Here is a 26,046-nt window from a genome sequence, read left to right as displayed (position 1 = left end):
GCAACTTTCACAAAAATGGTTTTCAATTAGTCGATATTTTTGGATGAATGGAATAATCGAAGATCTAAAATGGTTATTGATTGGACAACTAGCTCCCAATCTAGAAAAAACCACTTGCACCAACCTCCCCCTCTCGCTAATATACGCTCGCTTTCGAGGTAGTACGACCGTAGCTCAGTTGGTTAGAGCATCACCTTGACATGGTGGGGGTCGGTGGTTCGAGTCCACTCGGTCGTACCAAGAAAGTAAAAGTATTTATATACGACTGTAGCTCAGTTGGTTAGAGCACCACCTTGACATGGTGGGGGTCGGTGGTTCGAGTCCACTCAGTCGTACCAAACAAATTAATATTCTGTAATACGACTGTAGCTCAGTTGGTTAGAGCATCACCTTGACATGGTGGGGGTCGGTGGTTCGAGTCCACTCAGTCGTACCAAGTTCCTGTCTTAAAGATAAGTTGTTGCATTATTTACCTTCCTTTTGTCTTGTCGATCAGATTATTGCTAATATAATGAATGGTTGAAACCCATGTATGTCTATTGGGATCCCATGAAGGTTCACCTTCAATTTTTTGATAATTACGTGCATGATTAACCAATAAATCGTTCCCCTGCTCGTCTACGATAAAATTATAGTGTCCTGGACCAAAAACTTTTTGATTATAATTTGTTGTAAAAATTGTCTTATCCGATTTATGCCTAGTTAGGCGCACCCAATAAATTGGTACTCTCTTCTGCCCAAGCCGAATAATTGCCTAACTTTACCATTGCGGATCATTGGGTCAGTGAAGGTATCATGTAAACGAACTACATTAAAAAGCATCGCTAGCTTTTAAACCAAATATGTCTGTATAAAAAAAGTAATAATAAGATTCATTGAGGAAATGACGACATTTACAGCTATATCACCTGCAAAAAAACATTTTTTCTAACACCGATAACTTAAATTTTTCCATAACTCTATACCTATGACAAATTTGGAAAACAATCGGGTATTTATAGAGTTATCGTATGTAGATAAGCTAAAAAATTGTGGGATAGATACTGGCTGCTTAATTTGTAGACTAATATTCATAATAATTACTATGACTCTCTGTGCAGAGGGTTTAGCGACTTTATCTATGGACGAAAGCTTACTTGTAGATATATATAGAATTTTACCAATGCGGTTTGACCTTATACATCAAGCCCCAATCAGTAAGTAATAATGCCCGGCGGGTAGCGATAAAAGCGGTGATTGTGTATAGTTGAAGCCTACTTTTTATAAAGGGTTTTATGAATTCAGATGTTTAAAGATAACCCGCTATTACAGCAACTGAAGAAACAAATTAAAGACAGTTTACCAACGGCTGAAGGCCAAGTGAAAGCGACAGAACGTGGATTTGGCTTTTTGCAGTGTGAAGGGAACAAAAGTTACTTCATTACCCCATCTCAAATGAAGCGGGTTATGCATGGCGATAAAGTCTCAGGGATTATTCGCGATGGCTCAGATGGAAAACAGAGCTTTGAGCCAGAAAAATTAATTGAAGCCGGTATTGATGAATTTATCGGTCAAGTTCATTTTAGTCGAGATGGGCGTCCGGCTGTTATCCCTGATCACCCACTGATTAATTTTCCAATCAATGCCAAAGTTAATAAAAAAGTTACTGAGAAACTTGGTAAGCAAGATTGGGTCGTTGCAAAAATGCTACGTCATCCTCTCAATGATCGAGATTTTTATTGTGAAGTACAAAAGGTTATCGCTAAATCTAGTGATCAGTTTGCTCGCTGGAAAGCAACGACTGCTCGCCATCATTTAGCATGGGATGCACCTGCAGACCTAGATGAATATACCCTTGCACAAGAATCTTTAGAACGTCGCGATATCACTGATGTTGATTTTTTCACAATCGACGCAGAATCAACATTGGATATGGATGATGCGTTACATATTGAGAAAATTGCGGATGGCTGGGAGTTGTTAGTTGCGATTGCTGACCCAAGTGCCTATATCACGCCTAATAATCCACTGGAAGAGACTGCAAGGGAACGTGGATTTACACTTTACCTTCCTGCCCATACTGTCCCCATGTTACCAGCGCATTTAGCCGATGAATTGTGTTCTTTACATCCTGAACAAAAACGTCCGACTCTCTGTGCTCGCATTCGTATTGATAATACTGGCCAACTGAATTATAGCGAAACAGAATTTTTTGCAGCTTGGATGCAAAGCAAACATCGTTTGAATTATGAGAATGTTTCTGATTGGATCGAGTCTGACGGCCAGTCATCATGGCAACCAGGCAGCAATTTACTAGCTATCCAGCTCAAAGAACTTCAGGCAATGACGGCACAGCGTACTAGTTGGCGTCAAAAAAATGCGATTGTGTTTGCTGATCGCCCTGATTATCGATTTGAAATAAATCCTGATGGAAGTGTAGCTGATATCCATTGTGAGCCTCGCCGCATTGCTAACCGGATGGTTGAAGAGGCAATGATTGCGGCTAACATTAGCGCAGCTAAGACTTTAAATGATCATTTTGGCTTTGCTGTCTTTAATAGTCATGCCGGTTTTGATGAAAACAAGATTGCTCAGGTTGAAGAGATAGTTAAACAAGCGGGCATTGAGATGAGCCGCGAAGAGTTATTGTCGTTTGAGGGATTTTGTAAACTACGTCGCCAGTTAGACAATGATGAGATGACATACTTGGATCTACGCCTTCGTAAATTTTACAGTTTTAGTGAATATTCTGCGCAAGCAAAACCTCACTTTGGCTTAGGCGAACCTTGTTATGGCACATGGACTTCACCGATTAGAAAATATGGGGACTTGCTCAACCACCGCTTACTAAAAGCGATGTTGCTTAATGAACAAGTTGACTCTCCACTTGATGAAGCGTTATCTGTTCATTTAGGTGAATGTCGTCGAGCCCATAAATTTGCTGAGCGAAATATGAGTGATTATCTATACAGTGAATTTTATAGCCGTCATTTAAAAGAACGTGGCAATGAACAAGGGCAGTTAATTGACGTAACCCGTGGTGGCTTAAAAGTCCGTATTAATGAAACAGGGGCAGTTGCCTTTGTTCCTGCGACTAAAGTTCATGCTGTTAAAGATCAACTCAATTGTGATAGCGATAATGGTAAAGTGTTCATTAATGGTGAATGCAAATACCAGTTAGGTGATGAGCTATTCATCAACGTATGTGAAGTAAAACAGAATGGTTCAAGTTTGATTGCTGAGCTTGTCTAAGCTGACATTATTTTCACTCAATAATTATTACAAGGCTCAACTTGGGGATTTTTCTTGTTTGAGCTTTTTATCAATTCTATCCACTTTTAAGGAAGACCTGTGGACGAAAAATCACAACAACTTCATAGAGGACTTAAGAATCGCCATATTCAACTAATTGCTCTTGGAGGTGCAATTGGTACAGGGCTATTTTTAGGCGTTGCCGACACAATAAAAATGGCAGGCCCGGCAGTATTACTCGGGTATGCAATTGCCGGATTTATTGCCTTTTTAATTATGCGACAGCTTGGGGAGATGGTCGTTGAAGAGCCTGTTGCAGGATCTTTTAGCCATTTTGCATATAAATACTGGGGAAACTTAGCTGGATTTATTTCAGGTTGGAACTATTGGGTATTATACATTCTGGTTTCAATGGCTGAATTATCCGCAGTAGGTAAATATGTCCAGTATTGGTACCCGAGCGTTCCGATTTGGGTTTCAGCACTAGTATTCTTCATTATGATCAATCTGATCAACCTAACTCATGTTAAGTTATTTGGTGAGATGGAATTCTGGTTTGCTATTATTAAAGTCCTAGCCATCATTTGTATGATTTTGTTCGGCGCCTATTTATTAACCACTGGAGAGGCTGGTCCGCAGGCAAGTATTTCTAATCTTTGGGCTCATGGTGGATTTTTCCCCAAAGGTTGGCATGGTGTGATCATGTCACTGGCCATCATTATGTTTTCATTTGGTGGTTTGGAGCTAGTCGGCATTACTGCTGCTGAATCTGATAAGCCTAGAAAAACTATACCCAAAGCAACCAATCAAGTGATCTATCGGATCTTGATTTTCTATATCGGTGCGCTAGCTATTTTATTATCACTATATCCATGGGATAAAGTTGTTGATAGTGGCAGTCCTTTCGTACTGATCTTTCACGCGCTTAATAGTGATTTTGTCGCTAATATTCTAAATGTTATTGTTTTAACTGCTGCACTATCTGTTTATAACAGTAGTGTTTACTGTAATAGTCGTATGCTATTTGGTTTAGCTCAACAGGGAAATGCACCGAAATTTTTACTTAAAGTAAATCGTAAAGGAATTCCTGTCATTGCTTTAAGTTGTTCTGCGTTAGTTGTTGGCTTGTGTGTAATATTGAATTATTTTGCTCCAAAAGAGGCATTTGGTTATTTAATGTCTCTGACTGTTTCAGCACTGGTGATTAACTGGGCAATGATTAGCTTTACTCATTTAAAATTCCGTAAGTTCCAAAATCATCACGGAAAACGAAGCTACTTCCCTAGCTTTTGCTATCCATGGAGTAACATTTTATGTTTGCTGTTTATGGTTCTCATTTTAGTCATTATGTTACTAACACCAAGCCAACGGATTTGCGTATATTTGCTTCCAGCTTGGGTGGTGCTCTTAGCTATCTTCTTCTTCATCAAGTCAAATCGAAGTTCGCAAACTAGCAGTGCTAATTTTTCAGAAAAGTCGACTGAAAATTCTTAACTAACTGGTAAGGGCAACAATGACAGATGTTGCCCTTTTCTTCCCTCCGCTCAATTACCTATCTATAAATTCTTACTACTTTTAACCCGCTCAGATTCAGATGGCATTTTTATAAAGCTCCCCCTCAATATTGATAACCTTACAACTAATTGAATTTATTAAATATTTTGTTTTTATCATTGTCTTTTATATCTCTACTTATTAAAATGTATCTTTGAAAAAGTAAAGTTTATTAAAATTATAATTGGCTGTTAGATTAGGCTATAGATGAAGTCATATTGGAGTATCTAGTGTCAGAGTCTGTTGTATCTAAATTTTTTCTCAGAAATGAGCTCATCAGTTCCACTCCTGAAGCACATAATCCTGCAATTGCTTATCTGATTTCTCTGCAATCAGTGAGGAGTCGACAGACAATGAAGTCTTTTCTAAATATTGTGGCCAAAATTCTAGGGTATATCTCCTTTAAAGATTGTCCTTGGTCTGAACTAAGAAGGCACCATATACAAGCAGTGATAGAAAAATTGTTAGCTAAAGGTAGAAGTCCGGCAACAGTTAATACTTATTTGGCAGCGATCAAAGGAGTGATGTTAGAAGCATGGAGTATGAATCAAATTGATACGGATACCTATACACATATTCGTCAAATTAAATCTGTGAAGGGGTATCGCGTCAGCCGAGGGAGAGCCTTAAGTCAATTTGAGATCAAGCAACTATTTACTACTACTAATGAAGATTTTTCCTGCAAAGGTGTCCGTGATGCCGCAATTATTGCGCTATTATTAGGCTGTGGTTTACGGCGAGCCGAGTTGGTTGCATTGAATTTAAATGATATAGAATATTCAAGTAAAACGCTTGTAGTCATGGGAAAAGGCAATAAACAGCGTCGTTCTTTTATGCCATCTAGCAGCTGGGAATATCTACAGAAGTGGATCTATGATATCAGAGGGGAATATTCTGGGCCTCTTTTTACCCGAATTCGACGTTTTGACGATGTAACTTTAGATCGGCTAAGTGACCAAGCGATCTATCATATTTTACAGATACGACAGAAAGATGCTGAGATTGAACCTTTTGCCCCGCATGATCTTCGCCGAACGTTTGCATCCATGATGCTCGATAATGGTGAAGATATTGTTACGGTCAAAGATGCGATGGGACATGCCAGTATTAATACGACACAACGATATGATCGTCGTGGTGATGAACGATTACAAAGAGCAAGCTCACGCATTATCTTCTAATAAAAAAACCACCTCAAAGAGGTGGTTTCAAAGATTATAAAAAGTCCGTAAGTAATCGACGCTTTACTTTTTCTCGTGAACAGCTAAATCTTCAGCAATATCTGTAGCTTCATCAAGATAAGCATCAGGAGCTTTAAAATTTGCAGGTTTATCGGCAATCGATTTAACTGGCTTTTTACCTGCGCGTTTTAAGCGCTCATTTAAACGAGCCAATTCTTCTTTATCTTGTTTCTCTCGCTGAGCTTTACGAATTTGATAATTTAAGCTAATACTTTTTTTATCTTTTCTGGCTTGATACTGCTTAATATCAGCAATAATATACTGAAACTCAGGTGACTTAGCGATCCGTTTCTTATGATCTGCAATTAAAATGGGCAACAGTTTTTTAAAGCTTCCAACCTTATGGTAATCAGCTGATTTAATATGATCCCACGGCAAAGCATTATCATTGGCTGATTCACCAACTTCTGAATGTGGTAATGCTGATGGGAAAATAATATCAGGCATAACCCCTTTGCGCTGAGTTGATCCACCATTAACTCGATAGAATTTAGCTACTGTATATTGCACATGCCCCATCGGGTGCTCAAATAAATCATAAGTTCGTCCCAACCCACGATGCTGTTGGACCGTTCCTTTACCATATGTTTGTTCACCAACGATGATCGCTCGACCATAGTCTTGCAGAGCCGCCGCAAAAATTTCTGATGCTGAAGCACTATATTGATTAACTAGCACAACTAATGGACCTCTGTAGACAGTCGAACCGCTCATATCCTGATTCACTCTGACGCGACCTAATTGATCACGAACTTGAACAACCGGGCCTTTCGGGATAAATAAACCTGTCATACTAATCGCTTCACTTAATGCCCCTCCCCCATTTCCTCGGAGATCAACAACCAGAGCCTGAATGTGTTGCTTTTTAAGTTTATTAATCGCTTTAGCTGAATCTTTACTTAGGCCAACATAAAAGCTTGGAACTGTTAGAACTCCGATCTTATGGCCATCAACTTTCATAACCTCGCCACTAGCGGCACGATCTTTTAGCCGAACAACATCTCTAACCAATTTAATCTTACGTGTTTTGCCATCGGCTTTACTGCCTGCAGGTAATATCTGCAGATAAACCGTAGTTCCCTTAGGTCCCTTAATCAAATCCACAATATCATCAATACGCCAACCAATGACATCAACCATCGGTTTACCATCTTGAGCGACCCCAACAATTCTATCTCCAATTTTCAGCAGGCCGCTTTTAGCCGCGGGTCCACCGGGTATAAGTCGGCGAATGGTCGTATATTCATCTTTATTTTCTAAAACAGCTCCAATTCCTTGTAGTGAAAGGCTCATTTCGGTATTGAAGCGTTCTGACGAACGTGGTGATAAATAACTGGTATGAGGATCGATTGAACGTGAAAAAGCATTCATAGCTGTTTGAAAAACATCTTCACTTTCTGTTTGCGTCAACCTTCTGAGCGCATAGTTATAGCGTTTGGATAATAACTTAACAATTTCTGGCCACTTTTTACCGGAAAGTTTAAGATTCAAGGCATCGAACTTAACTTTCTTCTTCCAAAGTGCTTTTTGTTCAGTTTTATCCTTTGGATACGCTGCATCGGTACGATCAAATTGATAGCGTTCTTTATCTTTGAAAGTCAAAGGCTTATTAATATTAAGTAGACTTAAGGAATAAGCCAATTGCTCATAGCGACGTTTTAAACTGAGATTAAAAATTTTATAAAACGGAGAGAGTTGTCCTGAAGCTATATCATCATCAAGTTGCGTCTTATAATCGTCCATAGCTTCAAGGTCAGATTGTAAAAACAGATCATGATGATAATCAAGCTGATTCAAATAGCGCTTAAAGATCTTTTTTGAAAGTGCACTATTTAAAACAACATTGACATAATGAGTACGCGTATAAATAGCTGCAATTCGCCTTGCTTCCGTGGCATGTTGGCTTTGTGGAGCTAGTTGTGGCAATGCTGATTCTTTGATATTGACCGGACTAGCAAATGCACTGGTCGATAAACTCAAAGAAAGGGTCAGTGCCACAAGCAGCGGGCCAATTAATCTCATAAAGACGCCTCTTGAATAAAATTAAGCAACGATATGCTCTTTTTTGACTTTGACTTGCATACCAGAATTAAGCTGCACTGAAATCTCGTTTTTCACGATTTCGGTAATAATTCCTGGCATAGGGGTCTTTCCGACTAACACACGGATTTGTTTGCCAGTATGTAACTCTTCGCTAGGAACAACTTTAACTTTAGCCGGATGAGGCGTGTTATTGTTTCGCTTGGGACGACGAACTGTATTAGTTCGTTCTGGTTTTGTTTTGGCTGGTTTTGCTTCTTTTTTAGCTTGGGCTTTAGAGCCAAAAACTTTTTCTTTACTTTCCTTTAATTTTTGTTGCGCGTGATCGGCATGTTCCTGCTCAACAACTTCAGCGGGTTGCCCATCTAAATCAACTCGATTCACTCCCGTTTTAACACCATGAAGATAACGCCAACTGGAAGTATATTGGCGCAATGCACTACGCAATAGTGTATTGCTTACCCTAGAGTCATCTTTTAACCGACTGGTTAAATCTTGAAAAATACCAATTTTCAATGGCTTGGCTTCCCCTTTCAATGAGAAGCACTGAGGGAATAATTCTGCCAAATAGGCAATTACTTCTTTACTATTCTTTAGTTTATTAACGGTTTCCATGAACAACCTTAAATTACACAACTAGATAGCACAGACCGCTCTGTACTTGGGTTATTATAGTGGCCAAGCTTGGAAAAGCTATTAAAATTCAATATCTGGTAAGGCATTAGCTAATAGATTAAGCAATTTTTGCAAACCTGATACGTCATGTTGATCAAACCGATTTAAAACGGGACTGTCAATATCCAAAACTCCTATAAGCTGAGTTTTTGCGTAAAAAGGTAAAACAATCTCAGATTCGCTTGCCGCATCACACGCAATATGTCCGGGAAACTCGTGAACATTCGCAACAGCCAATGGTTTACGTTGCGCAAATGCTGTTCCACAGACACCCTTTCCAATATCAATATTAGTACAAGCTGGGTTACCTTGAAATGGTCCAAGAACTAATTGCTCACCACTTTTAAGGTAAAAGCCAGCCCAGTTGATTGTATCAAGTTCCATCCACAATAGCGCTGCTGTATTTGCAAGCGTTGAAAGCCAATGAACGTCAGGTCCTGTAAAAGCTTCAACCTGTTGAGTTAACCGTTCATAAAATTTGGCTCTATCATTCATTCTCAGATGCTCCTGATAGCATATTTACTTCAAACTCTCGTCCTTTTAACAAATTATTGACACAATTGCGATTATTAGCGATAAAAAATCCTAATTCTTCAGCTTGAGATTCATCGATTTTTACCTCAGATTGGCGTAAAAATAAGGCGAATTGATCGGCGATATCTAACATTTTATCGTATGCATCAGCCTCTTTTTTCGAAGTAAAGGTCATTTTTTCTACACCATCTCGTTCAACTACATATTTGATGACGACTGCCACGGTAACTCCAAATACTGTATTTATGTACAGTGCCCTATTATACGGATATATGTAAAAAAATCTAAGAATTCAAGAAAAAAGCGGTTGATAGAAAAATATCGATGCGAAATAGATTCAGATCAGTACAATATGCGCCAGTGTATTTGTCCCATGGATCTGCAATTGTGGCTGTTTCATTACCTGAGCCGTTTGTCGAACTTATTTCTAAAAGTCTACCAACACCTGACTACCTTGAACAATTCCTCGAGTATTGCGATAAACCATTGCGTCGCAGCATTCGTATTAACACCTTAAAAATCACGCCGGATGACTTTTGCCAGCGAATGCGCTCTAAGGGTTGGCACTTAGAACCAATTCCTTGGTGTGACACTGGATTTTGGATAGAGCGTGATGATGATACGATCGCACTAGGGAACACAATAGAGCACCTTGGCGGATTGTTTTACATTCAAGAAGCCAGCTCAATGTTGCCAGTGAGCGCGTTATTTCATCTTATCAGCCCAAATGATGCCCCGCTTATTTTAGATGCTGCAGCTGCACCTGGGTCTAAAACGACTCAGATAGCCGCTATATTGGAGCATCAGGGTGCTATCGTTGCCAATGAATTTTCGGCAAGCCGTATCAAAGGTCTCTATTCTAATATACAGCGCTGTGGTATTGCCAACGTGGCTTTGACCCATTATAACGCGGATGTTTTTGGTCGCTGGCTCCCAGAAATTTTCGATGGAATTTTATTAGATGCGCCCTGCTCCGGAGAGGGAACTCTAAGAAAAGATCCGCAAGCAATGAATAATTGGTCAGTTGAGCATGTTAAAGAGATAGCGACATTACAGCTGACGTTGCTTGATAGTGCATTGCATGCCTTAAAGCCTGATGGGGTTGTGATCTATTCTACATGTACTTTAAATCGACTTGAAAATGAACAAGTGGTTGAATTAATTCAGCAACGTTATCCGCAAGCGGTTGAGGTTGTACCATTAGGAACGCTATTTCCTGATGCTCAAAGAGCACTTACAACCGAGGGCTATTTGCATGTATGGCCACAAGTTTACGATAGTGAAGGATTTTTTGTTGCTGCAATCAAGAAAAAAGCATCATTAACTATCAAACCAGTGCACAAAAAAGTTCGGCCATTACCCTTTACTAAAGCTAGCCCAAAACAGCTGCAGCAGATCAGCAGTTATTTGAAACGACAATTTGGCATTGTTCTACAAGAACATTATGTTGTAATGATTCGAGACAACGAATATTGGCTGTTTCCTGAAGCAATTTATCAACTGACTGGGGAGATTCGCTTTGACCGTATCGGTTTAAAAATAGCTGAGCAGTTTAAAGATCAATGGCGACTCACTCATGAAGCGGCTATCCACTGGGCAGAACAGATTAATAAAAATACCATAGAATTAACACTTGAGCAGGCTGCACGCTATTATCAGGGGCAAGATATCAAATGGCCTGACTCCAAAGCCGGTGGGGGGGAAGTTTTACTTAGCGCTCAAGGTGTTCACTTAGGTCTGGGGAAACGACTTAACGGCAAAATTAAAAATCGACTCCCTAGGGAACTTGTGCGTGATGGCGTCCAGTTTATTTAAACTGGAAAATTAGCTAAGCCTAGCTACACTTAAAGTGTTGGTAATAATTAGCGCAAGGCCCATGCGGGCCATTCCCCTATGTCCGGCGCAAGGATTCGCACCGGACTTTTTTTGTGCTTTTTATTCAATTTTCCCAAAAAGTTTTTGAAAGTTCTCTGTAGTCACTTTTGCAATGTCCTCATAGCTGACGCCTTTAAGTATCGCGAGCTGTTCTGCGACTTGACGTGTATAAGCAGGCTGATTTTCTTTACCTCGAAAAGGTACCGGTGCCAGATATGGTGAGTCGGTTTCAACGAGAAGGCGTTCTAAAGGCAACTTAGCAAATGTTTGTTGTACTTTCTTCGCCGATTTAAAAGTAATGATTCCGCTAGCTGAAATATAGTATCCCATGTCGATGGCCTGCATCGCCATCTCATAATCTTCGGTAAAGCAATGCAAAACACCACCGATATCTGGATTCCCGTATTTATTGATCAATTCTAGCGTTTCTTTTTTAGCATCTCGAGTATGAATGATGACTGGTTTTTCTAGTTCTCTACTAACTTTCAGATGCTCGATAAAACTTTCAATCTGTTGTTCTCTTGTTTCAGGGCTGTAAAAATAATCTAACCCTGTTTCGCCCAATGCAACAACTCGCTCTTGAGCGCCAAGGCGTCGGAGGCGTTCTACCTCAATTTTTGATTCATGAACATGTAACGGATGAACACCACAAGAAAAAAACAAATTGGAATAGTCATTAAGAGACTGACGCATATTCTGATATTCATCAAGAGAGATACTGACCACTAACATGTAATGTACATCTTGTTGGACTGCTTGTTCAATGACCTGCTTTGGATCTCGGTGCAAGCTTTCATAGTTGAGGCGGTCAAGGTGACAGTGTGAATCAATCAGCACGATTACTCTCCGGTTGATTTAAATAGCTAAGTAATGGGTAAACTTGCAATGAAAAATTTAATGCTGGATGTTGCGCTAGTTTTTCTCTTAACTGTACAAACATTTGCCAGGCATCTATGAGTTGATTCTGCGTGAGTTGTGTTAAAAGAGGACAGATATGGTCCCGCTTATGGAAATGGTTTTGCAGTGAATCAATGATAATCTGACCAAGCCAGCTTAATTTATCTGGCGATTTCTCTAGTTGCTGAGCAATTGGATCTATATCATGCTGATTGAGCCCCTCAACTGCTTGGGTAAACTTACTCAATTCGTCCTCACCATTATTGTTAAAAAATTCAGCACATTCAGTGGGTCCATCCAGCCAATGTAATGCGAGTTGTAATCGCTCTAAATGAATATCCGGGTACCATTGTTGGAGCAAATCAAGCGCTTGAGTTGGTGATGGTGAATGGATCACCCAGCGTTGTGCTCGACTAATAATAGTCGTCAGTAGTGAACTTTGGAGAGGCTTTAGAAGTATGAAATAGGTATTTTCTTTAGGCTCTTCAAGCATTTTTAACAGTGCATTAGCTGCTGAAGGCGTTAACTTATGGCTTTGTTCAATTAGTGCGACTTTACCATGCCCATGGGTTGGTTTTTGCACTGACCAGTCTTGCAGTAAACGGACATCATCAACACCAATACTTTGGCCTTTAGGTGCAAGTGAATAAAAATCACTGTGACTTTCAGACTCAAGCATGTGACAACTGTGACAGTGGCCACAGGGCGTATATTTCGCTGTATGACTTTGACATAAAATGAGACGCACCAAGTAGTTACTTAGCGTTTCAACAGCTGCTCCTTTTTCATAATCAAACAATAATGTCTGAGCTAAGCGATGATTAGCAAATTGGGCGCTTAATTGTTCAACTAAACGCTCTTGCCACGGAGGAAGGCTAGTAATCATAACTTGGCTTATGCAAAAAGTTGGTAACTATTTTTCTTATGGACTGCTGAACATCATCGAGTGATTGTCCCGCGTCGATTTTGATACATTGGGGGTTGCGGGTGACTTCATCCAGATACACCGCTCTCGCTCGTTTGAAAAAGTCTAATTGCTGTTGCTCTATCCTATCAAGTTGACCACGAGCCTTCGCTCTGGCAAGCCCTTTGACGGGATCGATGTCTAGATAAAGTGTTAAGGCAGGCCTAAAATTTCCTAATGTTAAATCACGTAATTGATTTAGTGTATCCATTGAGATTTGACGTCCCCCCCCTTGGTAAGCGCGCGAACTAAGATCATGGCGGTCACCTAAGACCCACTTACCCTGGTTTAAAGCGGGCTTAATCACGTTTTCAACCAACTGGCTGCGTGCTGCATACATCAACAATAGCTCGCTTTGGGCTGTAATTGCTTCATCTTGATAGTGCTTTAGAATATCACGTAACTGTTCTGCCAGAGGGGTGCCGCCCGGCTCTCGAGTCGCAATAAAATCAATACCTTGTTTTGTCAGGCATTCTTTTAAGGTTTCTAGAGCAGTACTTTTACCAGCGCCTTCTAACCCTTCTATAACTATAAATTGGCCTTTGTTCATCGGTTTAATATATATTTCCTTACAGCACGATTATGTTGTTTCAATGTTTGTGAAAAATGATGACCACCAGTTCCATCGGCAACAAAATAATAATAGTGGGTTTGTTCTGGATGAGCCGCTGCTTTTAGCGCAACTTTCCCTGGCATAGCGATGGGGGTTGGCGGTAAGCCATGAATCACATACGTATTATACGCATTTTTAGCTTTGAGATCGGCTCGCGTTATATGACCGTTATAGGCATCGCCTAATCCATAGATGACAGTCGGATCTGTCTGCAAACGCATGCCTTTATGTAAACGATTCACAAAAACAGATGCTACTTTCGGCATTTCGCTATTAATGCCGGTCTCTTTCTGGATCAATGAAGCGAGAATAATCAGTTGATAACGTGAGGTAAGCGGTAAATCTTTATCGCGATTTTCCCATAATTGCGAGCTTATTTGTTCCATCGAATGATAAGCTCTGCGAATGACTGCAATGGCTTTCGTTCCGTGCGTATAATAATAAGTTTCAGGTAATAATAATCCTTCCAGATTAGTCGATGGCGCCTTGAGTTGAGCTGCAATTTCTTCTGGTGACTTCTGCGGTGGGATCAATCCTGGTGAATTGCTAAGTCGCTGCCACCACTGCGATAAGGTTTCGCCCTCAACTAATGTTAAATGGTACTGATATACTTTCCCGGACCGGAGAATCGCAGCGATATCCGCGAAACTAGATTGAGCTGGGAGTTCATAAGTTCCAGCTTTAATTCTTGCCAACTTGGGATGAATTCGAAACCAAAATTTTAAGCTAATTTGCTGCGTTTTATTGAGTACAGTTAATTGAGAAAGAACGTCAATTAGGCGCTCACCTGGTTTAAGCGTGTATAGTTGTGATTTGGTTAAGTTTGGTTTTATCCATAGTTGATGAGCGAACTTATACCCTTTAAACAACAATCCACTTAAACCAATGACGAGGAATAAACTGATGATTAAGAAAGCTTTTCGCATGGGCAATTAGTATCCTAGATCCCCTAATAAACGTTGAGTAAATGAGAAATCTTGATATGTCTTGGACTCAAACTGTCGCACCGGTACAATTGGTAACAAACTATTGGTTAACCATATCTCGTCGGAGTTTTGAATATGAGCAAGTGGATAATTATCAATATTTAACTCGAAATCAGCAAATTCACGATGTTGTAATTTCTCTATAAGGTAACTGCGCTGAGTCCCAAATACACCGGCTAACTTAAGTTCTGGGGTGTATATTTTTTTGCCTTTACGCCAGAACACATTCGCAGTGATAGCTTCACTGACATTCCCCAGATAATCTAATACCAATAGCTCGTCATTATCCTTGGTTAATTCTTGTTTAAGAGCCACCTGCTCTATTCTATTCAGCGTTTTTAAATGACTAAAAACATTTCCGACCGCGAGTCTGGTTTTTGCTAAGGCTAATCGCACCCCGACTTCTTGCCATTCCTTATAAATAGGAGGCAACGCAAAACTACTAATAATCCAGTTTGGCGAAGGATGTTCGGGACTTTGGTAGCCTCTTCCACCGACGCCACGGGTAATGGTTAGTTTTAATCCACCATCATTCAGCGATGTTGCCTTTTGCTCAGTGAATTGCCAGATTTTAGCAACATCAACTGAAAAATTGAGTAACCTTAATCCATGCGAAATACGAATCTGATGATAATCTAAGTTTTGTATTTTCCCATTCCGCACTGCCATCGTCGTAAAAAATCCGTCACCATATTGTAAACCGCGATCCTCTACCGGTAGCGAGTCGGATGGTTGTCCATTTACCCAGTGCTTTATCACAGAGACTCCTTAATTTGGGTATAAAAAAGCCCGATGCCATATTAGCGACATCAGGCTCAATGCTCAAATGACAGTTAAACTATATTTTTTTAAACAGTAAAGAACCATTTGTGCCACCAAATCCAAATGAATTGGATAAGGTATATTCAAGTTCAACAGGGCGAGCTTCATTGGCAACATAATCCAAATCACATCCTTCATCAGGATTATCCAGATTAATGGTTGGTGGAGCAATTTGATCTCGAAGAGCTAACACCGAGACAATCGCTTCAACAGCTCCGGCAGCACCTAATAAATGCCCGGTCATCGATTTGGTTGAGCTAACCAACAAATGGTAAGCATGATCACCAAAGACACTTTTAACCGCATTGCTTTCTGCCACATCGCCAGTAGGTGTCGAGGTGCCATGAGCATTAACGTATCCCACAACAGACGGATCAACTTTGGCATCTTTAAGGGCATTTTTCATCGCTAATACGGCGCCATCACCTGAAGGTGCCGTAATATGATGTGCGTCACCACTCATTCCAAAACCAACGAGTTCGGCATAAATTTTAGCACCACGAGCTTTGGCGTGTTCATACTCTTCTAACACCATAACACCAGCACCATCACCTAAGACAAACCCATCTCGGTCTTTATCCCATGGCCGACTCGCATGTTGCGGGTCATCGTTGCGGCTACTAAGCGCTCGAGCTGCGGCAAAGCCGCCCATACCAAGTTCGGTCGATGCTTTTTCTGAACCACCGGCGAGCATGACATCCGCATCCCCATAGGCGATTAATCTTGCCGCAAGACCAATTGAATGAGTTCCGGTTGTACATGCAGTCGTTACTGCAATGTTGGGTCCTTTAATTCCTGTTTTAATCGACAGGTGCCCTGCAACCATATTAATGATTGTCGATGGAACAAAAAAAGGACTGATTTTACGGGGTCCTTGATTCATCAAGCTTGTGTGGTTTTGTTCGATTAAACCTAAACCACCAATCCCAGAACCAATGGATAAGCCAATCCGTTCTGCGTTGTCATCTGTTACTTCAATAGCTGAGTCTTCAAGTGCCATCAAACCGGCTGCTATGCCGTATTGAATAAAAAGATCAGTTTTACGTTGATCTTTTTTGGGGATATATTTATCAGCATCAAAGTTTTTAACTAAGCCAGCGAAACGAGTTGGAAAGGCCTCTGTATCGAAATGCTCAATGGGTCCAATACCGCTTTGGCCTGCAAGGAGAGCTTTCCAAGAATCTTCCGCCGTATTTCCTACCGGCGACAACATACCAATGCCGGTTACAACCACTCTGCGTTTTGTCACAGATTAGCCTCCAGAAATGGGAATACGAAATAAAGAGTGAGATCAAAACAGGCAGTCAAACTGCCTGTTTTAGAAGATTAGTCTTGATTAGCAAGAATGTAATCAATAGCTGTTTGAACGGTAGTGATTTTTTCAGCTTCTTCATCTGGAATCTCAGTATCAAACTCTTCTTCCAGAGCCATCACCAGCTCAACAGTATCCAAAGAATCAGCACCCAAGTCATCAACGAATGATGCTTCTGGTTTTACTTCATCTTCACCAACACCAAGCTGTTCGATGATAATCTTCTTTACACGTTCTTCGATTGTGCTCATGACAATAATTTTCCTTTGTATAATACGCTTTTGCGTTGTTGCGATAGTGTATTCAAACCGCGAAAAGTTGCAACCCCTAGTTGCATGATCGCTTTCGCGATTTATCACTGAATTTAACGGAGAATGCCTTATTTAATCACTTTAAAAGTGATTATGCCATGTACATTCCGCCATTAACATGAATCGTTTCACCTGTAATATATGCTGCGTCATCACTTGCTAAAAATGCAACTGTCTTCGCAATATCTTCAGGATCTCCGAGTCGAGCCATTGGCACTTCAGCTAAAATAGCCTTGCGCTGACTTTCGTCAAGGGCTCTGGTCATGTCTGTTTCTACAAATCCGGGTGCGACTGCATTGACAGTAATTCCACGAGAGGCGACTTCTTTTGCCATTGAACGTGTAAAGCCTAATAACCCGGCTTTGGCTGCTGAATAATTAGTTTGTCCAGCATTACCCATAGAACCGACAACTGAACCGATATTAATTACGCGACCGGACCGTTTCTTCATCATAGCTCGTAAAACGGTTTTCGATAATTTAAAGACAGATGTCAAATTCGTGGCGATGATATCATCCCATTCTTCATCTTTCATCCGCATTAACAAATTATCGCGAGTAATACCGGCATTATTTACTAGAATATCGATATCGCCATACTGCTGCTTGATATGGTTGAATAATTCTGTGATTGATTCATTATTTGTGACATTTAAAACCATGCCACAGCCACCTTGTGCTTGCAGATATCCGGTTATTGCTTCAGCACCTTTGTCAGATGTTGCTGTTCCAATAACTGTTGCACCTCGGTTGGCAAGAACCGTAGCGATCGCTTTGCCAATACCACGGCTAGCGCCGGTCACTAATGCTATTTGGCCGGTAAAAGACATGTTATCAATCCTTTATTATTTAGAAATTGTTTCAATGGCAGCATCTAAAGATGCAGTATCGTTAAACGATACAGACGAAAGTTGTTTATTAATCCGTTTAGTCAAGCCAGAAAGCACTTTACCCGGACCACACTCGACTAAATGAGAAACACCTTCATTTGCAAGCATTTCAACTATTTCAACCCATCTTACAGGACTATAAAGCTGTTTAATTAAAGCTTCTTTGATCTGTTGGGCGTTTTCAGACACCGATACATTATAGTTGTGAATGACGCGATAGAGTGGATGATGAAATTTGAGTGTGTCTAGTTTTTCAGCCAATTGCTCAGCCGCCGGGCGCATCAACTCACAATGGGATGGAACACTAACCGGCAACGGAAGTGCTCGTTTCGCTCCAGCTTCTTTACACAAAGCGTTGGCGCGTTCCACTGCTGCTTTATTTCCTGCAATAACAACTTGTCCTGGCGAGTTGAAATTAACAGCGGTTACAACTTCACCTTGCGCAGCTTGCTCACACACCTGAATAATTGTGTCATTGTCAAGACCGATAATCGCCGACATTGCACCAACACCAGAAGGAACAGCTTGTTGCATGAGTTGGCCACGTAATTCGACTAGTGTCACCGCATCAGAGAAATCAATGGCCCCTGCACATGCTAAAGCTGAATATTCTCCAAGACTATGTCCTGCTAGAAATGCTGGCTTAAAATCAGCCCTTTCCTGCCAAACTCGCCATAGTGCAACAGAGCATGTTAGCAACGCAGGTTGGGTAACTGCCGTATCATTTAACTTTTCGACAGGACCATTCGCGATAACATCATCGATGCGATATCCCAGAGCATCTGAAGCCTGGGCAAAAGTCTTCTGAACAGTTGCGTTTGTCTGGGCCAGTTCGGCTAGCATCCCTACACTCTGGGATCCCTGCCCCGGAAACACAAATGCAAATTTCGACATGAGATATTCCTATATCTAAATTTAAACAGCCCCACGTGAAGGCGACTGCAGTCTTGGCAAACTATAAATAATGAATTAATGTTTGCAAGTATAACCACTTCGCCAGCACATCCCAAGTGGCATCTATGCTTTGGATAAAGCAAGCGGTTAAATATTCCTCAATATGTGCGATTTATTATCAATTTTCTGACAATGTAGCCTGATATGTTTGTATTTTTTCCCCTATCATATCGGGGATATGCAATTTTGATTGCTCAATTGCTTCGCAGATCGCCTGATAAAACGCATCACTATCCGCTCTGCCATGACTTTTAATCACACTACCATTTAAGCCTAACATACAGGCTCCATTATATTGAGACGGACGATATCGATTAAGTTGGGTTGCGATTCCGGGTAACAGTCTGCTGATTAAATATCGCTTGATACGTCCTTTAGGCATAAAGGATGAAAATATATCTAATAAATATTCAGCAGTCCCTTCAGCTGTCTTTAGTGCAACATTCCCAGAGAAACCATCACAGACAATGACATTACATGAACCATTGAACAACTGATTTCCCTCAATAAATCCTTGATAATTTAGATGTTTTGTTTGAGTAAGTAAATGACTAGCATGACGAATTGTATCGTTCCCTTTGATTGCTTCACTGCCAATATTCAAAAGCGCAACCGATGGATTGTTGACGCCCCAAAGTTGTTCAACTAAGACAGAACCCATCATTGCAAATTGAACAAGCAGGTTGGCATTGCAATTAATATTGGCACCTAAATCTAGTAAAAGTGTTTTAGTACCTTTTTTATTGGGAAGTGCTGTGACTAATGCTGGTCGAACGACTCCGGGTAAAACTTTTAAGATCGAATGTGATAAAGCAACCAGTGCACCAGTGCTACCAGCACTTACACACGCATTAGCCTGATGATCCGCAACAAGCTGCAAGGCTTTAGCCATGGATGATGAGCGACGCGAACGTAAAATAGTTAGTGGCTTGTCGTCAGGTAATATGACTTCACTAGTACATACCAGATGAACTCGGGGATTTTCCTGCAGTTGATAATGCTCAATAAGCGGGGTAAGTATCACCGGATCACCAACTAGGTGAACAGCAATATTAGTATAGTTTTCAAGAATGCGTTTGACGGCAGGTATAACGACAGGGGGGCCAGAATCTCCCCCCATAGCATCTAACGCAATCGTTAGACGTTGCAATTGCGTTGCCTTACTTGTTAATAACTTTCCGGCCACGATAGAAGCCATCAGCAGTTACATGATGGCGACGGTGAGTTTCACCAGTTTCTTTGTCAACGCTCAGTGCAGCATTGTTAGTGATTGCATCATGAGAACGACGCATGCCACGCTTAGAACGGGTTTTACGGTTTTGTTGAACGGCCATTGACCCTTTCTCCTAATTTTCTTTTTTTAAACTTTGTAAAATAGCAAATGGATTCGGCTGCATATTCCCTTCTTGAGTCGGTATTTCACCAAACGTCCTAACCTGTTCCTGGACTTTACAGTCGGCCAAAGAATGCATTGCAATCAAAGGCAGAGCTAATAAAAATTCGTCCTCTAGAACTTGCCGGAGGTAAAATTCCCCGTTTTCATTTAACTCAAGCGGTTCATATGCTTGCGGTAACTCATCCATCAACTGATGATCATTTACTGGAGCATATTGAAATTCAACGTGTAGTGCCAAATTAAATGGCTCGCCACATCGTTGGCATTCAAGTACGACTTCAGTTGTTGCCTCACCTGTCATCACTGTTAGCCCTTGCGGGTCAATGTCAAAGTGAATCGAAGCTTCAGCATCTTTACTTACAGCTAAGGTTGCTTGTGCAAGTCTTGGCATTTGCCCTGCGGGTACTATGCCTTGATAATCCAGCCGGCGTTTCGCCGCTCGGAACGGTTCAACCTCAACCGGTAATTTAACCTTTTGCATAAGGCGCGCATCATATAGATTGAAAGCCTGATAGTCAAAGGATTTTAATCAAAACCAATCACTTTACAAGCCCTCGCTTGTTCGACGCACAGAGTTTACAATCAGTCCGTTAAAATAGCGAGATGATTTTATGCAACAATCTATAATTCTTGCCTCTAGCTCACCTTTTCGCCAAGAGCTGTTGGCAAAACTCAAAATTAAGTTTCATTCCCATTCTCCAGATATTGATGAGACTCGTCTCCAGGGCGAAACGGCCCGAGCATTAGTTGAGCGTTTAGCGATGCAAAAAGCTAAAGCACTAGCGGATATTTATCCCAACCATCTTATTATTGGGAGTGATCAAGTTTGCTGCATTGATGATCAAATATTGGGTAAGCCACTTTCTAAAGAGCGAGCCATTGAGCAACTTAAACTAGCCAGTAATAAAAAAGCCCGTTTTTTGACGGGGCTTGCAGTATTGAACTCCAGCACCAATCAGTGGCAAATAAGCGTCGAACACTTTGACGTGTTGTTTCGAGAACTATCTGAACACTTAATTCGTCGTTATGTCGAAGTAGAAGAGCCTATATACTGTGCAGGTAGTTTTAAAGCCGAAGGCAGTGGTATTGTTTTATTTAAGTCCCTTACGGGAGAGGATCCAAATACACTGATTGGTTTGCCGCTCATTCGGTTAGTTGAATTTCTCGAGTCGTTTGGGGTAGAGATGTTAAACATGTAGTGGCGATTATTTCCTCAGCCAATGACGTTGGATGAGGAAATAAGCTTTCATTTAATAGCAATCCACTTCCGATGCTAAATGATCGACAACTTTCTGCAGTGATACATCTAAAGGTGCCATCAGTTTTATTGTTTCACCTGATTTGGGATGAATAAATTCAATTTTCCAGGCATGCAGAAACAGTCTGCCTAATCCAAAGGCTTTAGCTGTACTCTGTTGCTCGTGGGTTGAATATTTTGTATCTCCCGCGATGCTGTATCCAGCATTTTGACAATGAACGCGAATTTGGTGGGTTCGGCCTGTCACTGGGGATGCTTGAATTAATGTCATGTCGCCGAGTTTTCGCTCAAGTTGAAACCGTGTTAAGGAAGGTTTTCCGTCAACCTCATTGACTTGAACAATTCGTTCTCCAGAGGATAAAGCATTTTTTGCCAGTGGTGCATTTACTTTTTTTAAGGCTCGGGGCCAACACCCATGAACAAGAGCTAGATAATGTTTATGAACAATTTTTTCCCGAAGTTGACGATGTAGTTCCCGTAAAGCACTGCGTTTTTTGGCAATCATCAACACTCCCGAAGTATCACGGTCTAGTCGATGGATAAGTTCTAAAAAACGCGCATCAGGACGTAACGCTCGGAGCCCTTCGATAACCCCAAAATTTAGTCCACTCCCCCCATGAACTGCAAATCCTGAAGGTTTATTCAAAATCAACAAACAATCATCTTCAAATAGAACACAATCATTTAAATGAGAAACTTTATTTAAGTTAGCATTTGCAATGGGTTTGTCTTGCTGAGTGGTGCGAACTGGTGGGATACGAACGTCATCATGACTGACTAATTTGTAATCGGGTTTGATTCTCTTTTTATTCACTCGTACTTCACCTTTACGCAAAATACGATAAATTAAACTTTTCGGCACGCCTTTAAGCTGCCGTTTTAAGAAATTGTCTATACGCTGTCCGGCTTCATCGTCACTGACGCGAACAACACGAACCTTATTGTTTTGATCATTCATGTAACAGATATTACCACAAAGATGAAATTGATTGCTGTAAAAATGTAGCTTTGCTATATTTAACACGTTAAACGCACTCGTTTTATTATTTTAAGTGCGTTACGCTCAGTTCACTGATGTGCGCCGTATTATACAAGTCATTACGGCCTTTCAGCGAGAACGTATAAAATAAATTAAAACAACCGAGCAGGCATCATTTACGTTGCCTTAAAACGCGAAGAGCGAGTAGATTTTACACCAGGTTGCATGTTTGCCACAGAGCTATCTGCAGCAAGGTAATTACGACGCGTCATGTTATGCGCCCTTTTATTGACGAAGCCGCAGCCGTGAGGTTCCATTTCCGTTATTTTTAAAAACACAGGGCCTTGCCGTTATAAGGCAGGTTGAATGCTCTGCTTGGGGAATACACCAAGGCAGAACGAATGAAAAGAATGTTAATTAATGCCATGCAACTTGAAGAGATGCGCGTGGCACTAGTAGATGGACAAAAATTGTATGATCTGGATATTGAAAGTCCAGGCCATGAACAGAAAAAGGCAAATATTTATAAAGGTAAAATTACTAGGATTGAACCTAGCCTTGAAGCCGCATTTGTAGACTACGGCGCCGAACGACATGGTTTCTTGCCAATCAAAGAGATTTCTCGCGAATATTTCCCCGAAGGATATGTCTATAAAGGCCGGCCATCAATTAAAGATGCCGTAAAAGAAGGCCAAGAAGTCATCGTGCAGATTGATAAAGAGGAACGTGGTAATAAAGGTGCCGCGTTAACAACATTTATCAGTCTCGCGGGAAGTTATTTGGTATTGATGCCCAATAATCCCAATGCAGGTGGTATTTCCAGACGGATTGAAGGTGATGATCGAACCCAACTTAAGGAAGCTTTAAACACAATTAAAGTTCCCAAAGGTATGGGACGAATTGTTCGAACAGCCGGAACTGGGAAATCAGCTGAAGAGTTAGAGTGGGATTTAAAAGTGCTTCTTAACCGTTGGGACGCGATTAAATCTGTCGCAGAAACCCACCCTGCTCCCGTTCTTATTCATCAGGAAAGTAATGTTATTGTGCGTGCGATTCGCGACTATTTACGTCGCGATGTCGGTGAGATCTTGATCGATAATAAAGCGATTTTTGAAGAGGCAAAAGAACATATCTCACTCGTACGCCCTGATTTTGTCAATCGGGTTAAGCGTTATGAAGGTGAAGTCCCCTTATTTAACCATTATCAAATTGAATCGCAGATTGAATCTGCATTTATGCGCGAAGTCCGCCTACCGTCAGGTGGGAGTATTGTTATTGATCCAACAGAAGCGCTCACTTCTATCGATATTAACTCGGCGCGCGCCACTAAAGGTGGTGATATTGAAGAAACAGCCTTACAAACGAATCTTGAAGCTGCCGACGAAATTGCACGTCAGCTACGTTTGAGAGATTTAGGCGGTTTGGTTGTGATTGACTTTATTGATATGACGCCAGTTAAAAACCAACGGGAAGTCGAAAATCGGTTCCGCGAAGCTGTGCGACAAGATCGCGCTCGTATTCAAATTGGGCGAATCTCTCGTTTTGGATTGCTCGAAATGTCACGCCAGCGAATCCGACCTTCGTTAGGTGAATCATCAACACATATTTGCCCTCGTTGTAATGGCCAAGGTACGATTCGGGATACCGAGTCATTGGCGCTCTCAATTTTACGTTTACTTGAAGAAGAAGCACTCAAAGAGAATACTAATGAGGTGCGTGCTGAGGTTCCAGTTTCAGTGGCAGCCTATTTATTGAATGAAAAACGAACTTCGTTAAATAAAATAGAAAAGCGCCATCAGGTTCGAATCATTATCATTCCGAATCAACATATGGCAACACCTCATTACGAGGTTACTCGAGTCCGTCCAGTTGAGCAGACCGATGAACCTAGTTATAGCCTCGTGACAACACAGCCAACGCCTGTTTATGAGCCACGCACACATGCTCGAGAACAGAGCCAGGAGCAGCCTGTTTTGAAAGGTTTTGCGCCTATTGAACCAGCCCCTGTAAATAAAGCAGAATCGCCTCAAACAAGCGCACCACAGTCATGGTTTTCTCGTTTGATGAAAAAGCTTTTGTCTCCTACTCCGCAAGTTGAAGAAACGAAAGCCCAAGACACTACACCTGAGCAACAGCCAGCGCCAGATAACAAGCCAAAAACTGAACAATCGTCTAATTCAGAACAGCTACGTAAAACTCGAGAAAGTCGCAATCGTCGGCAAAATCGTTCGAAACAAACGGGTGGCGCTAACAAACCGAAAAAGCAGGATGAAACTTCGCAAGCGCAAAGCACGACGAATACTAAAAAGTCAGCAACGACTAAAGATGAAAAATCGGCTCAGCCTCAGAAGAAACAACGTTCACCTGCGGCCAAAGCCAACGATAAAAAACCAGCGGAAACGCAATCTCAGCAGAATAAGCCACAAGCGAATAAAGCGGTAGAAGATGTTGTGAAACCCCGTCGTCAGCAGCGACGAATGCATCGAAAAATCCGAATGCAGGAGGTTGTGAAAGACGTTGAGCAATCGAAAGTTGTTACAACTACTGAGACTGTTGATACAACTATGGCCGCTGAAAACGTGAAACAACCAGCAGTTAATCCTGAGCCAAGTAAAGCGATTGAATCACCAGAAGTTGAAAAAGTATCCAAACAAGCACCCGCAGTAGAACAATCGGTAGAACTTGTGACAACATCAGAAGAACAACCTGTTGAGGTCTCAAAAGAGTCGACTAAAGCGGATGATGATGCTAAAGAAACAACGTCGAGTTCATCTAACGATGAGCTTCAGGCTAAACCTAAACGTCGGCGTCGTCGTAATACTCAGTCTCCTTATGTGGGAGAGCGTAAGCGTTTTAGCGATTTACCAAAAGCGGATATTGAAAATAATGAGGATGCAGAACCGGAGCCAATGCAAAATAGGCCTGACACCGGTGAAGATAAAGTAACAACGACAGAAAATGCTAAAACAACATCCTCTGAGGTTGAAGCTGCTACAACTTCTTCTGCGCAAAACGCAAACTCAGTTGCAAAATCGGAAACAGTAGACGCTCAAGAGGCTTCGGCTGAAAAAGAATCTGCACAACCGTTAGAACAAGATAATATTGAAGAGGTAAAAGTTACATCTAATGAGTCCGTGCAGAAAAAAGATGACAGTGCTCCTGTAGCTCTGGGATTGATTGGAACAGCGAAAGGCTATGCTTTTGCACCAATGACCAAACCAGAGCCTGCGCAAGTTGTCCAAGTGACCATCGAGACTCAGCCATATGAACGGCCCCATTTTGTGCACAGTGGTCGGCAAGCAGGCATTGATGGCGCATCTAAATGGGTAAATGCACCAATGCAGAAGACGATGTGATCCTATCTGGTGCAAATTTAACCAGCATCTGATTGTAACAGGCCTATCCTAGTGATAGGCCTTTTTTAATCACGATTGATATAGATTTATTGTTTTTTAGTTTATTTTTTTATAAAAAAACTAAACAATAAGTTTCTATATAAAAAATTCGTATTTCAG

At 41.2% G+C, this 26,046-nt stretch carries 23 protein-coding genes and 3 tRNA genes; 9 read left to right on the top strand and 17 right to left on the bottom strand.

Features of this window, described 5'->3' with window-relative positions; translation table 11 throughout:
- Positions 1 to 163: 163 nt before the first annotated feature.
- The 6 genes from EV690_RS13135 to EV690_RS13110 all read left to right on the top strand — a co-directional run bounded on the left by EV690_RS13135 (position 164) and on the right by EV690_RS13110 (position 5,966).
- Positions 164 to 240: transfer RNA gene (locus tag EV690_RS13135), tRNA-Val, on the top strand.
- Positions 241 to 261: 21 nt separating this feature from the next.
- A tRNA-Val gene (locus EV690_RS13130) sits at positions 262 to 338 on the top strand.
- Positions 339 to 359: 21 nt separating this feature from the next.
- Positions 360 to 436: transfer RNA gene (locus tag EV690_RS13125), tRNA-Val, on the top strand.
- Between the two features lie 848 nt (positions 437 to 1,284).
- Positions 1,285 to 3,231: an exoribonuclease II gene (locus EV690_RS13120; RefSeq protein WP_131913453.1), complete on the top strand. Its 1,947-nt coding sequence runs from the start codon at positions 1,285 to 1,287 to the stop codon at positions 3,229 to 3,231.
- 99 nt (positions 3,232 to 3,330) lie between these two features.
- On the top strand, positions 3,331 to 4,725 hold the full coding sequence (locus tag EV690_RS13115; RefSeq protein ID WP_131913452.1) for an amino acid permease: 1,395 nt from the start codon (positions 3,331 to 3,333) through the stop codon (positions 4,723 to 4,725).
- A 335-nt stretch (positions 4,726 to 5,060) separates the two neighbouring features.
- Positions 5,061 to 5,966, top strand: a complete 906-nt coding sequence (locus EV690_RS13110) for a tyrosine-type recombinase/integrase (protein ID WP_224055049.1) — start codon at positions 5,061 to 5,063, stop codon at positions 5,964 to 5,966.
- Positions 5,967 to 6,029: 63 nt separating this feature from the next.
- Here EV690_RS13110 and prc read toward each other — a convergent pair whose 3' ends face one another.
- From prc to EV690_RS13090, 4 genes are all read right to left on the bottom strand, one after another.
- Positions 6,030 to 8,048: a carboxy terminal-processing peptidase gene (prc, locus tag EV690_RS13105; RefSeq protein ID WP_131913450.1), complete on the bottom strand. Its 2,019-nt coding sequence runs from the start codon at positions 8,046 to 8,048 to the stop codon at positions 6,030 to 6,032.
- A gap of 21 nt (positions 8,049 to 8,069) precedes the next feature.
- Positions 8,070 to 8,681: an RNA chaperone ProQ gene (gene proQ / locus EV690_RS13100; protein ID WP_131913449.1), complete on the bottom strand. Its 612-nt coding sequence runs from the start codon at positions 8,679 to 8,681 to the stop codon at positions 8,070 to 8,072.
- Between the two features lie 81 nt (positions 8,682 to 8,762).
- Positions 8,763 to 9,236 carry a GAF domain-containing protein gene (locus tag EV690_RS13095; RefSeq protein ID WP_131913448.1) on the bottom strand — a complete coding sequence of 158 codons (474 nt, stop codon included), beginning with the start codon at positions 9,234 to 9,236 and terminating at the stop codon, positions 8,763 to 8,765.
- Entirely contained in the window at positions 9,229 to 9,498 is a 270-nt protein-coding gene (locus EV690_RS13090) for a YebG family protein (RefSeq protein WP_131913447.1), read from the bottom strand. The genes EV690_RS13095 and EV690_RS13090 overlap by 8 nt, the downstream gene beginning before the upstream one ends.
- 164 nt (positions 9,499 to 9,662) lie before the next feature.
- Between EV690_RS13090 and rsmF the strand changes: the two genes are divergently transcribed.
- Entirely contained in the window at positions 9,663 to 11,090 is a 1,428-nt protein-coding gene (gene rsmF, locus EV690_RS13085) for a 16S rRNA (cytosine(1407)-C(5))-methyltransferase RsmF (protein WP_224054868.1), read from the top strand.
- Positions 11,091 to 11,210: 120 nt separating this feature from the next.
- On the opposite strand, the gene EV690_RS13080 is transcribed toward rsmF, so the two are convergent.
- From EV690_RS13080 to yceD, 12 genes are all read right to left on the bottom strand, one after another.
- Positions 11,211 to 11,990, bottom strand: a complete 780-nt coding sequence (locus EV690_RS13080; RefSeq protein WP_131913445.1) for a TatD family hydrolase — start codon at positions 11,988 to 11,990, stop codon at positions 11,211 to 11,213.
- Positions 11,977 to 12,933: a hypothetical protein gene (locus EV690_RS13075; RefSeq protein ID WP_131913444.1), complete on the bottom strand. Its 957-nt coding sequence runs from the start codon at positions 12,931 to 12,933 to the stop codon at positions 11,977 to 11,979. Before EV690_RS13075 ends, EV690_RS13080 begins: the two co-directional genes overlap by 14 nt.
- Entirely contained in the window at positions 12,923 to 13,561 is a 639-nt protein-coding gene (tmk, locus tag EV690_RS13070) for a dTMP kinase (protein WP_131913443.1), read from the bottom strand. Before tmk ends, EV690_RS13075 begins: the two co-directional genes overlap by 11 nt.
- On the bottom strand, positions 13,558 to 14,550 hold the full coding sequence (gene mltG / locus EV690_RS13065) for an endolytic transglycosylase MltG (protein WP_131913442.1): 993 nt from the start codon (positions 14,548 to 14,550) through the stop codon (positions 13,558 to 13,560). The genes tmk and mltG overlap by 4 nt, the downstream gene beginning before the upstream one ends.
- A 6-nt stretch (positions 14,551 to 14,556) precedes the next feature.
- The gene (gene pabC, locus EV690_RS13060; protein ID WP_131913441.1) at positions 14,557 to 15,369 is read right to left on the bottom strand and encodes an aminodeoxychorismate lyase; all 813 of its coding nucleotides are present in this window, start codon (positions 15,367 to 15,369) and stop codon (positions 14,557 to 14,559) included.
- A gap of 79 nt (positions 15,370 to 15,448) precedes the next feature.
- Positions 15,449 to 16,681 (bottom strand): beta-ketoacyl-ACP synthase II, encoded by a 1,233-nt coding sequence (gene fabF, locus EV690_RS13055; protein WP_131913440.1) that lies wholly within the window; start codon positions 16,679 to 16,681, stop codon positions 15,449 to 15,451.
- Between the two features lie 77 nt (positions 16,682 to 16,758).
- Positions 16,759 to 16,995 carry an acyl carrier protein gene (acpP, locus tag EV690_RS13050; RefSeq protein ID WP_131913439.1) on the bottom strand — a complete coding sequence of 79 codons (237 nt, stop codon included), beginning with the start codon at positions 16,993 to 16,995 and terminating at the stop codon, positions 16,759 to 16,761.
- A gap of 151 nt (positions 16,996 to 17,146) precedes the next feature.
- Positions 17,147 to 17,884, bottom strand: a complete 738-nt coding sequence (gene fabG, locus EV690_RS13045) for a 3-oxoacyl-ACP reductase FabG (protein WP_131913438.1) — start codon at positions 17,882 to 17,884, stop codon at positions 17,147 to 17,149.
- 15 nt (positions 17,885 to 17,899) lie between these two features.
- Positions 17,900 to 18,838: an ACP S-malonyltransferase gene (fabD, locus tag EV690_RS13040; protein ID WP_131913437.1), complete on the bottom strand. Its 939-nt coding sequence runs from the start codon at positions 18,836 to 18,838 to the stop codon at positions 17,900 to 17,902.
- 178 nt (positions 18,839 to 19,016) lie between these two features.
- A complete protein-coding gene (plsX, locus tag EV690_RS13035) occupies positions 19,017 to 20,096 on the bottom strand; it encodes a phosphate acyltransferase PlsX (RefSeq protein ID WP_131913436.1) in 1,080 nt (359 codons plus the stop codon).
- Positions 20,059 to 20,232, bottom strand: coding sequence for a 50S ribosomal protein L32 (gene rpmF, locus EV690_RS13030; protein WP_131913435.1), 174 nt, complete (start codon positions 20,230 to 20,232; stop codon positions 20,059 to 20,061). Before rpmF ends, plsX begins: the two co-directional genes overlap by 38 nt.
- A 12-nt stretch (positions 20,233 to 20,244) precedes the next feature.
- On the bottom strand, positions 20,245 to 20,775 hold the full coding sequence (gene yceD / locus EV690_RS13025) for a 23S rRNA accumulation protein YceD (protein ID WP_131913434.1): 531 nt from the start codon (positions 20,773 to 20,775) through the stop codon (positions 20,245 to 20,247).
- 130 nt (positions 20,776 to 20,905) lie between these two features.
- Between yceD and EV690_RS13020 the strand changes: the two genes are divergently transcribed.
- Positions 20,906 to 21,493 carry a Maf family protein gene (locus tag EV690_RS13020; RefSeq protein WP_131913433.1) on the top strand — a complete coding sequence of 196 codons (588 nt, stop codon included), beginning with the start codon at positions 20,906 to 20,908 and terminating at the stop codon, positions 21,491 to 21,493.
- 51 nt (positions 21,494 to 21,544) lie between these two features.
- Here EV690_RS13020 and rluC read toward each other — a convergent pair whose 3' ends face one another.
- Complete coding sequence (gene rluC / locus EV690_RS13015; protein WP_131913432.1) at positions 21,545 to 22,510, bottom strand: 23S rRNA pseudouridine(955/2504/2580) synthase RluC; 966 nt, start codon at positions 22,508 to 22,510, stop codon at positions 21,545 to 21,547.
- 422 nt (positions 22,511 to 22,932) lie between these two features.
- Between rluC and rne the strand changes: the two genes are divergently transcribed.
- The gene (gene rne, locus EV690_RS13010) at positions 22,933 to 25,887 is read left to right on the top strand and encodes a ribonuclease E (RefSeq protein WP_131913431.1); all 2,955 of its coding nucleotides are present in this window, start codon (positions 22,933 to 22,935) and stop codon (positions 25,885 to 25,887) included.
- Positions 25,888 to 26,046 lie beyond the last annotated feature (159 nt).

The organism is Celerinatantimonas diazotrophica (assembly GCF_004339545.1).
GTDB lineage: Bacteria > Pseudomonadota > Gammaproteobacteria > Enterobacterales > Celerinatantimonadaceae > Celerinatantimonas > Celerinatantimonas diazotrophica.
The sequence above is the reverse complement of the archived record's forward strand: the minus strand, read 5'-3'. Positions and strand labels throughout refer to the sequence as shown.